This window comes from Citrobacter braakii (genome assembly GCF_002075345.1).
Classification (GTDB): domain Bacteria; phylum Pseudomonadota; class Gammaproteobacteria; order Enterobacterales; family Enterobacteriaceae; genus Citrobacter; species Citrobacter braakii.
This window is the reverse complement of the sequence record NZ_NAEW01000004.1, coordinates 246,589-260,831: the sequence shown is the minus strand read 5'-3', so window position 1 is coordinate 260,831 and position 14,243 is coordinate 246,589. Positions and strand designations below refer to the sequence as shown.

Here is a 14,243-nt window from a genome sequence, read left to right as displayed (position 1 = left end):
CAGCGTCAGGGAGTTACTATGGGCAGTGGATATTTCCTCGGTGTGGATGTCGGTTCCGCCAGCGTCAGGGCTGGTGTCTTTGATGCCAGTGGCAAACGGCTGGCTTTTGCGACACACGCCATCTCGCAGTTTCGACCCGGTCCTGAGCGGGTTGAGCAGTCATCTGCAGAAATCTGGCAGCAGGTTTGCCATGCAGTGAAGGAGGCGGTGTCGTCATCCGGGGTTCGCATTGAGGAGATCCGCGCATTGGGATTTGATGCCACCTGTTCATTGGTGGCACTGGATGAACTGGGGCGGGGCCTGGCGGTTTCACCAGGCGAACCATCAGACCATAACATCATCATGTGGATGGATCATCGTGCGGCGCAGGAGACGCAACGTATAAACGCCACGCAGGATCCGGCTTTGCGCTACGTTGGCGGTGAAGTCAGCGTCGAAATGGAGCTTCCTAAAGTACTGTGGTTGAAAAACCATTTTCCAGCCACCTGGCAGAGTGCGCATCGCTTCTACGATCTGGCGGACTTTCTGGTCTCTAAAGCTACCGCCTGTGATGTTGCTGGTCTGTGCACGCTGACCTGTAAATGGAACTATCTGGCACATGAACAACGCTTTAGCCACTCCCTGCTTGACGCTGTTGAGCTAACGGATTTGTTGGGAAAAATCCCGTCGCGGATCCTGCCGCCAGGCGCTGCCGTTGGAACGCTTAGCGCCGATGCGGCCCAGGCGCTGGGGCTGACGACTGCAGTGGTCGTCGCCAGCGGAATGATTGATGCCCATGCGGGCGGAGTAGCGCTTGCCGGTGTTGAGCCTGAGGGGACGTTGGCGTTGATCAGCGGAACGTCAAATTGCCATATGCTGTGCAGCGAGCAGGAAATTCATACACCAGGTGTATGGGGGCCGTACTGGTCAGCCATGCTGCCAGGCTACTGGCTGACAGAAGGGGGGCAAAGTGCTGCTGGGGCGTTAGTCGACTGGACGCTTCAGGAGTCAGGAGCCAGCGCGGCGCTATTTCACAAGGCTGAGGCGCGGGGTTGCCATCCCATCGTTTTAGTTAATGAATGGGTTGCCGCACTTGAGGCGCTGGAGCCAGAGCCTGGTCGTTATTTGCATGTGCTGGCCGATCATCACGGTAATCGTTCACCGCGCGCGCGACCCGATGCCCGGGGGAGTGTTTGCGGTTTGACTCTTGAGCGAGGCGAGATGCAGGTTGCTCGTCTGTACCTGGCGACATTACAGGCGATCGCCTGCGGTACGCGGCATATTATGGAAGTGATGCGCGAAAACGGTCACACCATTTCCCGACTGACGCTGTGCGGCGGCGCAACGCATAACCCACTATGGTTGCGAGAATATGCCGATGCCACCGGATGCGATATTCATCTGATGCAGGAAGAGGATGCGGTGACGTTAGGTGCGGCCATCACTGGCGCGGTTGCCTGCGGCGCGTGGGAAAATATTCCATCTGCATGCCAGGCGATGGTTCGATCTGGCGAGGTGATTAAGGCTAACCCGGCACGGCGGAACTTCTATGACCGCAAATATCAGGCTTATCTGATGATGTGGGATCAGCAGCAGGCGATTAACCAACTTATGCAGTAAGACAAAAGTTTAAAATACTTTTATGATTGTAGATTGACGTTTTTGGATGTGAACTGGGGCATATAAATGGCTAAAACAGTAGAACAGATAGCCAGCGATCTGAATTTATCGGTTACGACCGTACGACTGGTGCTGAACGGGAAAGCAGAGCAATATCGAATCAGTGTCAAAACCCAAACGCGTATTAATGAATATGTCGAGCGCTATGGTTACGTCATTAACCATTCAGCACGCAGCCTGAAATTGAATAAAACGGATACGTTGGGATTGATTGTGCCCAATATTTCCAACGTGTTTTTTGCCACACTCGCAGAAAAACTTGAGCAACGCTGTCGTCGTTCCGGTTATCAGCTAACGATTAGCTGTACCTATGACGATGTTGATTACGAAAATAAACTGACCAAAGCGTTAATAGCTCGCAATGTCGATGGCCTTTTTATTGTTCCCTCAACATTAGAGAATCAGCAGCACCATTTACGTCAGGTCAGAAAACCGATGGTGTTACTTGACCGTGATTTTAAGTATACCGATAACGCTCTGGTAGAAAGCCATAACATTTTGGGCGGCGAAAAATTGACGCAAAGTTTGTTTGACGCTGGAAAGTCGCCGATCTGGTTTTTGGTGGGAGATACCGGATTACCCAGCATCGGCGACCGTTTGCAAGGTTATCTTAATGCATTGAACAATAATGGTATTTTGCATAGCGATTGGGTGCGCGAAGGGCCGGACAACACGCCCGAGGGGGGTTATCGACTGATGGATGAGTTGATCGGCGAACAGGGCTGCCCACAGGCATTTATTGCCTCATCATTACCCGTACTGGAGGGGGCCATTAACGCTATTCGTAATCGTTTTGGCACAATTCCACCTGAAATTAATATTGGGACATTTGATGAACACCCGATGCTGGGATTCCTCGCCAATAATGTCTGGTCAATGCAGCAGGATGAAAATGTTTGGGCGGAAAAAGCGTTCGATATGATGATGAGTGCTATTGATGACCAGCCAATTAAAGAAACTGTAAAAGTTGAGATGAAACTTATTAAGCGCGTAAGACAACCTTAATACGCCGCTATAAATAAATCGGCCTACTGAACCTGAATATATACGTTCAGTGGCTGCCTGTATCTGAAACCTGACCCGTCTTACTCTGCGGCTGCATTTTTCGCAATAAAGACGAGGGGAAACTGTACCCGGAGAATCATTATGGAAAGAATGCGTTTGTCACGAGAAATCATTGAAACCTGCCTTGAAATGACCAGCCTTGGATTGAATCAGGGGACGGCGGGAAATGTGAGTGCGCGTTATGAAAATGGGATGCTGATCACGCCCAGCGGTATTCCTTACGAAAGACTTACTGAAAATATGATCGTGTATGTAGATAACGACGGGAAATATGATAAAGGACAATTACCCTCCAGTGAATGGCGTTTTCACCTGGCGGCATACCAGACACGTCCGGATGCCAATGCGGTTGTCCATAACCATGCCGTACATTGCACGGCCGTTTCTATTCTTAATCGCCCTATCCCGGCAATTCACTACATGATTGCGGCGGCTGGGGGGAACTCTATTCCGTGTGCGCCTTATGCGACGTTTGGTACACGAGAGCTGTCAGAGCATGTGAGCGTCGCCCTGAAAAACCGTAAGGCAACGCTTTTACAGCACCATGGGTTGATTGCTTGTGAAGCGAATTTGGAAAAAGCACTGTGGTTGGCGCATGAAGTGGAAGTTCTGGCCCGCCTTTATCTGAGCACGCTGGCGATTGTTGACCCGGTGCCGGTGCTGGATGACGAGGAGATCGCCATTGTGCTGGAGAAATTCAAATCTTACGGATTACGCATTGAAGAGTAATTTCGCATAGCGAAAAGGAGAAATACGATGGCGAACAGAATGATTCTGAACGAAACGGCATGGTTTGGCCGGGGAGCTGTTGGTGCATTAACCGATGAAGTCATCCGTCGTGGTTATCGCAAGGCGTTGATTGTGACTGATAAAAATCTGGTGCAGTGCGGCGTTGTCGATAAGGTGACTTCCCGAATGGATGCTGCAGGTCTGGCATGGGAAATCTATTCAGGCGTTATTCCTAACCCAACCATTGCGGTGGTGCAGGAAGGGTTGGGTGTCTTTCAGCAAAGCGGCGCAGACTATCTGATCGCCATCGGCGGAGGCTCCCCTCAGGATACCTGTAAAGCGATTGGCATTATCAATAATAACCCTGAGTTTGCGGATGTACGCAGCCTTGAAGGGTTATCGCCAACGCACAGCCCGAGCGTGCCGGTTATGGCTATCCCAACCACCGCGGGAACGGCAGCGGAAGTGACCATTAACTACGTGATCACTGACGAAGAAAATCGGCGTAAGTTTGTTTGTGTCGACCCCCATGACATCCCACAGGTAGCGTTCATCGATGCTGACATGATGGACGGCATGCCAGCGGCGCTAAAAGCCGCCACCGGAGTGGATGCCCTGACCCATGCTATTGAGGGGTACATTACGCGGGCAGCATGGGCGCTTACCGATGCGCTGCACATTAAAGCCATTGAAATGATAGCCGGGGCATTACGTGGTTCCGTTGCGGGCGATACCCAGGCCGGGGAAGCGATGGCGCTGGGCCAGTACGTGGCCGGGATGGGCTTTTCCAACGTTGGTCTGGGATTAGTGCATGGAATGGCACACCCGTTAGGCGCGTTTTATAACACGCCGCACGGCGTAGCAAATGCCATTTTGCTGCCGCACGTGATGCGCTATAACGCCGAATTCACCGGGGAAAAATTCCGCGATATCGCCCGGGTGATGGGAGTTAAGGTTGAAGAACTGACGCTGGCAGAGGCACGTAAAGCGGCAGTGGATGCCGTCTTCGCCCTTAACCGCGATGTAGGGATCCCACTGCATTTACGCGATGTTGGCGTACGTAAAGAGGATATTCCTGCGCTGGCGCAGGCGGCATTTGACGATGTTTGTACCGGGGGAAATCCCCGTGAAGCGAATCTTGGGGATATCGTTGAGCTGTACCACACTGCCTGGTAATTTTTCAGCGTGACGGCGTGAAAGCCTTATCCGGCCTACCGGGGTGTTCGACGTGTAGGCCAGATAAGCACAGCGCCATTCGGCAACAGACCTATCGCACCAACCGTAATTGCTGCAGGTTTCCGTCGATATGTAAGTCCGTTTGCAGCCGTGCGATATCGCGACACAGAAACGCCATCTCCTGGTGCATCTCTAGTTTCTTGCGCCACTTGTCCGGTACTTCATCAAGATGCGCGTAAATGCCTTCCAGATGTTGAAACTGTACGAGCAGCTGCGTGGCGCTTTTGGGACCAATACCTGCAACCCCCGGTACTTTCGAACTGCTGATCCCGGCCAGTCCCCAGTAATCAGGCAACTGCTGCGGCAGCACGCCAAACTCTTTCTCAATAAACGGTGCATCCAGCCAGCGCTTCTGGAAGTAGTCACGAATACGCAGCGTCGGGGAGAGCAACTGACAATAGCCTTTATCGGTTGAGACGATGGTAGCCTGATGTCCCGCCTGGCTCACTTTAACCGCCAGGGTTGCGGCTAAATCATCGGCTTCATTCCCGCTGGAGACCCAACAGCAGACGCCGCGCTGTTCAAAAGCGGCGCGTAAGGCGGGCATTTCCTGGTGCAATTCATCAGGCATCGGGGGGCGACCGGCTTTGTAGTCAGGCAACCGTTGGTGACGCCAGCCGCTGTTGCGCGCTTCATCATCGAATACCGCCACGGCGTGCGTAGGCTGACTGTGCACAATCAACTGATCGAGCGCGTGCTGGCACGTCTCTACGCAGGGTGAGCCCTGTACGGCGTGAATGCGGCGGATAAGGTTCAGTGCATCGACAATGAGCAGGTGGACGGCCACGGTGTTCTCCCTAACAAATAAGTTTGTAGGGTAACATTCACGGCGAGGGGAGGCGAGTGTTGCGAAATAGCGTTATCCGTAGACCGGATGGCGGCGAGCGCCTCATCCGGCCTACAGATCCTGAAACGTGGTGGGACTTAATCGCAGGTGACAATCTTCATCGCCAGACCGCCGCGAGATGTTTCACGGTATTTGGCGTTCATGTCTTTACCGGTTTCGTACATGGTCTCGATGACTTTATCAAGGCACACGCGCGGTTCGCTGGTACGGCGCAGCGCCATACGTGCGGCGTTCACTGCTTTAACCGAAGCAATGGCGTTACGCTCAATGCACGGTACCTGCACCTGGCCGGCAACCGGATCGCAGGTCAGACCCAGGTTATGTTCCATACCGATTTCCGCCGCGATGCACACCTGCATTGGGCTACCGCCCAGCAGTTCAGCCAGACCGGCCGCAGCCATGGAGCAGGCAACGCCGACTTCACCCTGACAGCCCACTTCGGCGCCAGAGATGGAGGCGTTCATCTTGTACAGTGAACCAATGGCGCTCGCGACCAGCATGTAGCGTGCCAGCGAGTTAGCGTTCACTTCGCGGATAAACTTGTCGTAGTACGCCAGCACGGCAGGAACAATCCCGCATGCGCCATTAGTTGGCGCCGTAACCACGCGTCCACCAGCAGCGTTTTCTTCGTTCACGGCCAGCGCGAACATGTTGATCCAGTCAACAACCGCCATCGGATCAGTGGTGGTTTTGTCGCTGCTGACCAGCATACGACGCAGCGCCGCCGCGCGACGTGGAACGCGCAGTTTGCCCGGCAATACACCTTCGGTGGTGATGCCGCGCTCAATCCCGCTGCGCATGACGTCCCAGACGTTGGCGAAGTGTTGTTCCAGCTCTTCTTTGCTGTGCAGCGCCAGTTCGTTTTGCATCATCAGACCGGAAAGTGACAGGCCGGTTTCCTGGCAATGACGTTGCAAATCAGCCGCAGATTTATACGGATACGGCACGTTTACCGGAGAGTTGTTCGGTAAACCAAAATGTTCTTCATCAACGATGAACCCACCGCCAATGGAATAGTAAGTCTGGCTGTAAATAGCTTTTTCGCCCGCCAGTGCGGTAATACGCATCCCGTTTTCGTGCAGAGACAGATTGTCCGCATGGAAATTCATGCACTTGTCGACCGGGAACTCGACCTCATGTTGACCGTCCGCCAGCAGCAAACGTCCATGAGTATTCACATCCTGGATAAAGGCCGGGATGGCATCAATGTCTACGGTATCCGGCAGATTACCCGCCAGGCCCATAATAATCGCGATGTCGGTATGGTGACCTTTCCCCGTCAGAGACAAGGAGCCATAGACATCAACCACTACGCGGGTTACGTCAGTGAGAATTCCGCGTGCAATCAGGTCATCCGTGAATTGTTTGCCTGCTTTCATCGGGCCAACAGTGTGGGAGCTGGAAGGGCCAATGCCGATTTTGAAAATATCGAATACGCTAATCATGAGGCGTCCATTGTGTATCGAGGTGCGCCGCCCCGAGGAGCGGCGCAGGGGAATTAACTGAACAGAGAGTAGAAAATAGCGGAGATAGCGATCAGGCCCATAATCACAACGAAGACGTTGCTGATATGGCCGCTGTATTTACGCATTGCCGGTACTTTCTGAATTGCATACATCGGCATCAGGAACAGAATCATCGCGATGATTGGGCCACCCAGGGTTTCAATCATACCGAGGATACTTGGGTTCAGCGTCGCCACAATCCAGGTGGTTACCAGCATGAACAGCGCAGTGATTTTGTTCAGTTTGTTGATTTCGATGGTTTTGCCTTTGCCGCGCAGAGACTTAATCACCATACCGTTGAAACCTTCACGTGCGCCCAGGTAGTGGCCGAGGAAGGATTTGGTGATAGCGATAATCGCGATAATCGGTGCCATCCAGGCAATGATCGGCGCGTTAAAGTGGTTTGCCAGGTAAGACAGGATAGATATGTTCTGCTCTTTCGCTGCAGCCAGATCCGCTGGGGTCAGGCTAAATACGCAGCTGAAGACGAAGAACATAACGGTCAGCACCATCATGATGTGAGCGAATGCCAGAATCTTAGAGCATTTCTTCTCAGCTTCATCACCGTATTCTTCACGCTTCGCCACGGCGAAGGAGGAGATGATTGGTGAGTGGTTGAAGGAGAACACCATTACCGGAATTGCCAGCCACAGGGTCAACAGCAGTCCGTTGCCGGTGGTTGCTGCAGAGTCAAAGGACAGGGTTTCCAGAACTGCACCGCTCCACTGAGGGATCAGGTACAGCGCCAGCAGCATCAGGGCGGCAACAAACGGGAATACCAGGATGCTCATCGCCTTCACGATCATCTGCTCACCGAAACGCACGATGGTCATCATGCCGACAATCAGGATCAGAGACAGGATTGCGCGCGGCGGCGGCGTAATTGCCAACTGGTGGGTCAGGAAGCTTTCGACGGTGTTGGTGATTGCTACGCTGTAGACCAACAGAATTGGGTAGATAGCGAAGAAGTAGAGCAGGGTAATCAGTTTACCTGCGCCTACACCAAAGTGTTCTTCTACTACTTCAGTAATGTCTTCACCCGGATTTTTACCGGACAGCACGAAGCGAGTCAGGCCGCGGTGTGCAAAGAAGGTCATTGGGAAAGCGAGGATCGCCATGATGATCAGCGGAATCATACCGCCTACGCCTGCGTTAATCGGCAGGAACAATACACCCGCGCCAATCGCCGTGCCGTAAAGGCCCAGCATCCACATGGTGTCTGTCTTGCGCCATGCGCTGCGGGTCTGGCCCGTAACGATAGTGCTGGTTTGAGTGTTTTCCATCTATTTCTCCTGGAGGAAGCTTAAAAAGTCGGGTTTGGGATCAATCCAATGAGAAAATACCCGACTGTAAATCGAAATTCGTTGAGCGATTTTTTATATAATTTTTCGCCGTAATAATTTGCGGGCGGAAAGATACATTTTAGTAATGAATGTATCAGTGATCGCGATCCCAAATGCAATAATCCACCTTTTATGTGGATAAATTTGGACCATTAATCTGTTAAAAAATAGTCAAAGCGAATTTACGGGCGCGAAGGCTAACATTAACGACATATATCATGAAAGCGAAGGCGCGAAGATACGAGCGTTACGCTGTAAAAACTGTTGTTTTTAGAGGATTTTGGCGACTAATAATAATTTCCTAAGATAAATCACGGTTGGGTTTTAAAGGTAATCGTTTGCGTAGCGCGCTATTTTTAATGAAACATCATCGGTATTTATATGATCGTCTGAGCTATGTGACTGGTATCACTAAAAAAAGCCGGGAGGCTGATGCGCCAAACCCGGCTTTGATATGGACAAAACTGTCACCGCGATAGCGTCTGCTGGCGGCTGTTGGAGGTTAGGCGCAAATCTCGTAGCAAGGGATATACGCGGAGCCTGGTAACTTCATACGATGCTGTGCAACAAAGCCCTGCAGGAGATCATCCATGCGGCGCATCATTTCGCGGTCACCGTGGATTTTGTACGGGCCAAACTCTTCGATGGCGCGGATCCCGACTTCCTTCACGTTACCGGCTACAATCCCCGAGAACGCACGGCGCAGGTCTGCCGCCAGTACTTCCACGGGTTGATCCGGGTACAGCTTCAGGTTAGCCATGTTTTCATGGGACGGCTCGAACGGCATCTGCAAATCAGGCGCGATACGAATCGACCAGTTAAAGCTGTAGGCATCACCGGTGTCACGGCGGTTCTCTTTCACCAGCGGCATCGCTTTTTTCATCAGACGAGCCACTTCTGCTGCATCGTCTATGATAATGCGATAGTGGCGACGCGCATCTTCCCCCAGTGTGTGCACGATAAATTCGTCCAGCACGCGGAAGTAATCGGCGCTCTCTTTTGGTCCAGTCAGGATCAGCGGTAAAACCTGATCTTTGTTGGCTGGGTTCATCAGGATCCCCAGCAGATACAGCAGCTCTTCTGCTGTCCCTACGCCGCCTGGGAAGATGATTATACCGTGGGCGATACGCACGAACGCTTCCAGACGTTTTTCAATGTCCGGCATGATTATCAGTTCGTTAACCAGCGGGTTAGGCGGCTCAGCGGCAATGATTGACGGTTCGGTCATACCGATAAAGCGGCTGTCTTTGTATCGTTGCTGGGCGTGACCGACCGCAGCGCCTTTCATTGGCGCTTCCATCGCCCCCGGACCACAGCCGGTACAGATGTTCAGTTCGCGCAGGCCCAATTGGGTACCAACGCGACGGGCGTACAGGTACTCATTTTCGTTGATTGAGTGACCCCCCCAGCAGACGACCATGTTCGGCGCTTCACCCACGTGTAGCGCCCGGGCATTGCGCAGGATCGAGAATACCAGGTTGGTAATATGCACCGAGCTTTCAAGATCCAGATGCTGAAAGCGACCGGCGTTATGGATCTGGCCATTGACGAACAGAATGTCGCGCAGCACAGCAAACAGGTTGGCCTGCAGTGCGCGAATAATGCGTCCATCAACAAACGCATCTTCAGGCGGGTTGATCAGTTCCAGCTTTACGCCCCGTTCGCGGCGCAGCACGTTAATGTCGAAACTTTCAAAGCGTGACAGCAGCTCTTTGCTGTTGTCGGTCAAACTGCCGGAGTTCAGAACGGCAAGCGAACAGTTACGAAACAGTTGATACAGGTCGCTGCTGGCCGTGCGTTTAAGCATATCGACTTCCAGCTGCGACAACATGTCCATTGAGCCAAGCGGGCTAATATGTGTAATCAAGTAAACTCCTTATGGGACGCAACACGTCATTCCCTGTTGATTACAATAGCCCTGGCTTATGACCTTTCACAACCTTGCGCGCGGAATCCGGCACGCAAAATTGAGAAAAAAGATTACTGACGTACCAGACGCCCCGTTGCCGGAGTGAAATCGGTGTTGGTGCGCCATGGGTTAATGTCCAGGCCGCCACGTCGCGTGTAGCGTGCGTAAACGCTCAGTTTCTCCGGCTGGCAGAAGCGCAGAATGTCATTGAAAATGCGTTCCACGCACTGCTCGTGAAACTCATTATGGTGACGGAAGGAGACCAGATAACGCAGCAGCTTCTCGCGATCGATTTTTCGTCCGCGATACTGAATCTGTATGGAGCCCCAGTCCGGCTGGTGGGTGATCAAGCAGTTAGACTTCAGCAGATGGCTGACCAGCGTCTCTTCCACCGCTTTTTCACCGCCAACGGCATTTTCCAGATACTCTGTGCTGAACTGGTAGTTATCGATGACGATATCCTGATTGTCGATACAGGTGCCGTTAAAGTGGGCTATCGGTTGTCCTTCCAGTTCGTCAAGACGGTACAGCGCTACGCTGACATCACCCTGAGCACAAGCGCGCAGATCGTTTTCCAGCGTCTGGCGTACCGCATCCCAGGAATCAAAACGCGTCTGGTTAAAACTGTTCAGGTAAAGCTTAAAGCTTTTCGATTCGATCAGATTTACGCTGGTGTAATCCAGTTCTACATGACCGACCGCTACCTGCGGTAAACCGTTGGCATTCAGCCATGACAGTTCATATAGCGTCCAGATATCGGCACCGTGAAAAGGCAGATTATCGGCCTGTAAATCCAGCGGGTCGCGGTTCAGGCTGCGTGGAACGCCCTGCAGCAGGCTGGCATCGTAATTGTCACGGTAATCTGTTGATTTACCGAGAGTCAGGCCGTCAAGCGCCTGATGATTTTCATAAGAGGACATGTTTCACCGTCATAAACCAGATACACTATGCGACAAGTGTATCCTGGCTTTTGTGAAGAGAGAAATCAGTGGACGAATTGACAGCGCAGGCGTTGACAGCCTTTACGACACGTTATTGCGACGCATGGTACGAAAAAAACAACAGTTGGCCCCTCAGCGAAGAGCTGTATGGCGTACCTTCTCCGTGCATCATTTCTTCCACAGACGATGCGGTATTCTGGCAACCTCAGCCTTTTGTCGGCGAAAAAAACCTCAATGCGGTTGAACGCGCCTTTGATATCGTGATACAACCAGCCGTTCACGCTTTTTACACCACCCAGTTTGCCGGGGACATGCACGCGCAGTTTGCGGATGAAAAACTAACGCTGCTGCAAACCTGGAGCGAAGACGACTTCAGGCGCGTTCAGGAAAACCTGATTGGTCACCTGGTTACGCAAAAGCGCCTCAAGCTGTCGCCTACGCTTTTTATTGCCACCCAGGACAATGAGCTTGACGTTATTTCGGTGTGCAATCTCTCCGGTGAAGTGTGCAAAGAAACGCTGGGAACCCGTAAACGAACGGTGCTGACGGACTCACTTGCGGAATTTCTCACTCAGCTTAAGCCAGTTCTGTAATCCAGATTGCCCTGAACCTTGTGAGAGATCTCTTACAAACCCTGTAGGACATTGCCAGGTGATAAGTAAAGACTTAATGAACGGATAAAATAATTATTCCTTATTATTCATAAGGTTAATGTTTTATTGTCAACTTTCATACGAAAATAATCTTAAGGGAGTGTCTGTAAGCATCTTGTAAGACAAGGCGAAACAGGCGATTCTATATCTGTCGACAAGGAGTCGCACAACGAAGAGAACATCAGGATGATGGCTCTTCGGCAGGACACACCAGGACGGTGTTACAAGGACAGGCTTCAGGATGAAGCAAAGCGGAAAGCGCTGGATGCGTTAAGGGACACCTCCAGGATGGAGAATGAGAGCCGGTCAGGATGTTCGGCGGGTCAGGATGGCCAGGACACTTCAGGATGAAGTTTTCACATCGGGGTGGTGTGAGCAGGATGCAAAAGTTCAGGATGAACAAGGTCGCAAGACCATAGGAAAAGTTGTCACGGATGAGCAGGGAGCACTAAAAGTAGCTGGAACGCTGCGAAACGAACCGGGAGCACTGTTTTTACAGTGCTCCCTTTTTTTCTTTCCCTTCACTAGTGCTATTCTTCGCGCCAGATTTTTCATCATTGAGGTTAATTTCATGACGACTCATGACCGTGTGCGCCAGCAGTTACACGCGCTTGAAGCGCTACTGCGTGAACATAATCACTGGCGGTTGGATGAGCCTGCAGAGCATCTGTTTACCAGCACGCAGCCTTTTTGTATGGATACCATGGAGCCGGTTGAGTGGCTGCAATGGGTATTGATTCCCCGCATGCATACGCTGATTGATAACGCTCAGCCGCTTCCGCAGGCTTTTGCCGTCGCACCGTATTACGAAATGGCGTTGGCAGCCGATCACCCGCAACGCGAAATTCTGCTGACGGCATTGCAGGAATTGGATGCTCTGTTTACAAGTGATAACGCCTGATGCTGGAGATTCTGTATCAGGACGAATGGCTGGTCGCAGTTAACAAACCTTCGGGCTGGTTGGTTCACCGCAGTTGGCTCGACCGGGATGAGAAAGTGGTTGTGATGCAAACGGTACGCGACCAGATTGGTCAGCACGTTTTTACCGCCCACCGACTCGACAGACCGACTTCCGGAGTACTGCTGATGGGACTGTCCAGCGAAGCCGGGCGGTTGCTGTCCCAGCAATTTGAACATCATCAAATTCAGAAACGCTATCATGCGATTGTGCGTGGCTGGCTGATGGATGATGCCGTGCTGGATTACCCGCTGGTCGAAGAACTGGATAAGATCGCTGATAAGTTTGCCCGTGATGATAAAGGCCCGCAGCCTGCCGTCACCCATTATCGCGGTTTGGCGACGGTTGAGATGCCGGTAGCGACCGGGCGTTATCCGACGACCCGTTACGGATTGGTGGAACTGGATCCTAAAACCGGTCGAAAACACCAGCTCAGACGCCATCTGGCGCACTTACGTCATCCAATTATCGGCGACAGTAAGCACGGTGATTTGCGGCAAAACCGCAGCGCCGCTGAGCACTTTGGCTGTCAGCGTTTGATGCTTCATGCCAGCCAGCTTGCGCTGACTCATCCTTTCACCGGCGAACCGCTGGTTATTCGCGCCGGGCTGGATGATGTCTGGATGCAGGCGCTATCACAGTTTGGCTGGCGTGGACTTCTCCCTGAGAATGAAAGGGTTGAGTTCAACGGGCTGTCAGGTCAGGATGAGCAGATAGATTCTTAAGTCCCAGGAGATTACGGTTATGGCGGAAATTGGAATTTTTGTCGGCACGATGTACGGAAACGCGTTGCTGGTTGCCGAAGAGGCCGAAGCTATTTTGACGGCGCAGGGTCATAAAGCCACGGTGTTCGAAGATCCCGAGCTCAGCGACTGGCAGGCATATCAGGAAAAATATGTGCTGGTGGTGACCTCAACGACCGGACAGGGCGATCTGCCGGATAGCATCGTGCCGCTGTTTCAGGGGATCAAAGATAATCTCGGTTTCCAGCCAAATCTGCATTACGGGGTAATTGCGCTGGGTGACAGTAGCTATGTTAATTTCTGCAATGGCGGCAAGCAGTTCGATGCACTGTTGCAGGAACAAAGCGCCCAACGTGTAGGGGAAATGCTGCTGATTGACGCCAGCGAGCATCCTGAACCGGAAAGCGAATCCAATCCCTGGGTAGAAAACTGGGGAACCTTGCTTAAATAACCTTGCGCCCGGCAGCGCTTTGTTTGCACGGGCCTGTGACAAATGATGGACATGGAGAGAACAATCTGATTATCACTAAGGGAGATTTGCTTTAATTTATCTGTATTATAAATACAATCGCATAATTTTATTTGTAACCCGAATTTATAAAAATTAAATTCGGGTTTTTTATTATTTATGAGATCAAAAGCACAAACAAATAAC

Annotated in this window: 13 protein-coding genes; 8 read left to right on the top strand and 5 right to left on the bottom strand. The window is 52.0% G+C overall.

The annotated features are described in order from the left end of the window. Positions 1 to 18 precede the first annotated feature (18 nt). From BZK42_RS11115 to fucO, 4 genes are all read left to right on the top strand, one after another. Positions 19 to 1,599 carry an FGGY-family carbohydrate kinase gene (locus tag BZK42_RS11115; protein ID WP_080859162.1) on the top strand — a complete coding sequence of 527 codons (1,581 nt, stop codon included), beginning with the start codon at positions 19 to 21 and terminating at the stop codon, positions 1,597 to 1,599. A gap of 66 nt (positions 1,600 to 1,665) precedes the next feature. Further along, positions 1,666 to 2,664, top strand: coding sequence for a LacI family DNA-binding transcriptional regulator (locus tag BZK42_RS11110; RefSeq protein ID WP_016154251.1), 999 nt, complete (start codon positions 1,666 to 1,668; stop codon positions 2,662 to 2,664). 141 nt (positions 2,665 to 2,805) lie between these two features. Further along, complete coding sequence (gene fucA / locus BZK42_RS11105; protein WP_003034062.1) at positions 2,806 to 3,453, top strand: L-fuculose-phosphate aldolase; 648 nt, start codon at positions 2,806 to 2,808, stop codon at positions 3,451 to 3,453. A 27-nt stretch (positions 3,454 to 3,480) separates the two neighbouring features. After that, positions 3,481 to 4,629 (top strand): lactaldehyde reductase, encoded by a 1,149-nt coding sequence (gene fucO, locus BZK42_RS11100; protein WP_080859161.1) that lies wholly within the window; start codon positions 3,481 to 3,483, stop codon positions 4,627 to 4,629. A gap of 91 nt (positions 4,630 to 4,720) precedes the next feature. Here the strand turns inward: fucO and xni are convergent, their stop codons facing one another. The 5 genes from xni to queF all read right to left on the bottom strand — a co-directional run bounded on the left by xni (position 4,721) and on the right by queF (position 11,213). Further along, positions 4,721 to 5,476, bottom strand: coding sequence for a flap endonuclease Xni (gene xni, locus BZK42_RS11095; protein ID WP_016154249.1), 756 nt, complete (start codon positions 5,474 to 5,476; stop codon positions 4,721 to 4,723). A 137-nt stretch (positions 5,477 to 5,613) separates the two neighbouring features. Then, on the bottom strand, positions 5,614 to 6,981 hold the full coding sequence (locus BZK42_RS11085; protein WP_016154248.1) for an L-serine ammonia-lyase: 1,368 nt from the start codon (positions 6,979 to 6,981) through the stop codon (positions 5,614 to 5,616). A 53-nt stretch (positions 6,982 to 7,034) separates the two neighbouring features. Then, positions 7,035 to 8,324 (bottom strand): HAAAP family serine/threonine permease, encoded by a 1,290-nt coding sequence (locus tag BZK42_RS11080; protein WP_016154247.1) that lies wholly within the window; start codon positions 8,322 to 8,324, stop codon positions 7,035 to 7,037. Positions 8,325 to 8,886: 562 nt separating this feature from the next. Further along, positions 8,887 to 10,251 (bottom strand): nucleotide 5'-monophosphate nucleosidase PpnN, encoded by a 1,365-nt coding sequence (gene ppnN / locus BZK42_RS11075; protein ID WP_003840366.1) that lies wholly within the window; start codon positions 10,249 to 10,251, stop codon positions 8,887 to 8,889. A gap of 113 nt (positions 10,252 to 10,364) precedes the next feature. After that, on the bottom strand, positions 10,365 to 11,213 hold the full coding sequence (gene queF, locus BZK42_RS11070) for an NADPH-dependent 7-cyano-7-deazaguanine reductase QueF (protein ID WP_016154246.1): 849 nt from the start codon (positions 11,211 to 11,213) through the stop codon (positions 10,365 to 10,367). A 68-nt stretch (positions 11,214 to 11,281) separates the two neighbouring features. Between queF and syd the strand changes: the two genes are divergently transcribed. The 4 genes from syd to BZK42_RS11050 all read left to right on the top strand — a co-directional run bounded on the left by syd (position 11,282) and on the right by BZK42_RS11050 (position 14,039). Further along, positions 11,282 to 11,827 (top strand): SecY-interacting protein, encoded by a 546-nt coding sequence (syd, locus tag BZK42_RS11065; protein ID WP_080859160.1) that lies wholly within the window; start codon positions 11,282 to 11,284, stop codon positions 11,825 to 11,827. Positions 11,828 to 12,458: 631 nt separating this feature from the next. Beyond that, complete coding sequence (locus tag BZK42_RS11060) at positions 12,459 to 12,788, top strand: YqcC family protein (protein ID WP_016154244.1); 330 nt, start codon at positions 12,459 to 12,461, stop codon at positions 12,786 to 12,788. Then, the gene (gene truC, locus BZK42_RS11055; RefSeq protein WP_047499384.1) at positions 12,788 to 13,570 is read left to right on the top strand and encodes a tRNA pseudouridine(65) synthase TruC; all 783 of its coding nucleotides are present in this window, start codon (positions 12,788 to 12,790) and stop codon (positions 13,568 to 13,570) included. The genes BZK42_RS11060 and truC overlap by 1 nt, the downstream gene beginning before the upstream one ends. Before the next feature lie 19 nt (positions 13,571 to 13,589). After that, positions 13,590 to 14,039, top strand: coding sequence for a flavodoxin (locus tag BZK42_RS11050; protein WP_016154242.1), 450 nt, complete (start codon positions 13,590 to 13,592; stop codon positions 14,037 to 14,039). The last annotated feature ends 204 nt before the right edge of the window (positions 14,040 to 14,243 follow it).

Excerpts from the sequence above, each read along its gene's own strand:
- queF (WP_016154246.1), bottom strand. The coding sequence starts at position 11,213 with ATGTCCTCTTATGAAAATCATCAGGCGCTTGACGGCCTGACTCTCGGT.
- BZK42_RS11050 (WP_016154242.1), top strand. The coding sequence starts at position 13,590 with ATGGCGGAAATTGGAATTTTTGTCGGCACGATGTACGGAAACGCGTTG.
- truC (WP_047499384.1), top strand. The coding sequence starts at position 12,788 with ATGCTGGAGATTCTGTATCAGGACGAATGGCTGGTCGCAGTTAACAAA.
- BZK42_RS11060 (WP_016154244.1), top strand. The coding sequence starts at position 12,459 with ATGACGACTCATGACCGTGTGCGCCAGCAGTTACACGCGCTTGAAGCG.
- BZK42_RS11080 (WP_016154247.1), bottom strand. The coding sequence starts at position 8,324 with ATGGAAAACACTCAAACCAGCACTATCGTTACGGGCCAGACCCGCAGC.
- fucO (WP_080859161.1), top strand. The coding sequence starts at position 3,481 with ATGGCGAACAGAATGATTCTGAACGAAACGGCATGGTTTGGCCGGGGA.
- BZK42_RS11085 (WP_016154248.1), bottom strand. The coding sequence starts at position 6,981 with ATGATTAGCGTATTCGATATTTTCAAAATCGGCATTGGCCCTTCCAGC.
- fucA (WP_003034062.1), top strand. The coding sequence starts at position 2,806 with ATGGAAAGAATGCGTTTGTCACGAGAAATCATTGAAACCTGCCTTGAA.
- BZK42_RS11115 (WP_080859162.1), top strand. The coding sequence starts at position 19 with ATGGGCAGTGGATATTTCCTCGGTGTGGATGTCGGTTCCGCCAGCGTC.
- BZK42_RS11110 (WP_016154251.1), top strand. The coding sequence starts at position 1,666 with ATGGCTAAAACAGTAGAACAGATAGCCAGCGATCTGAATTTATCGGTT.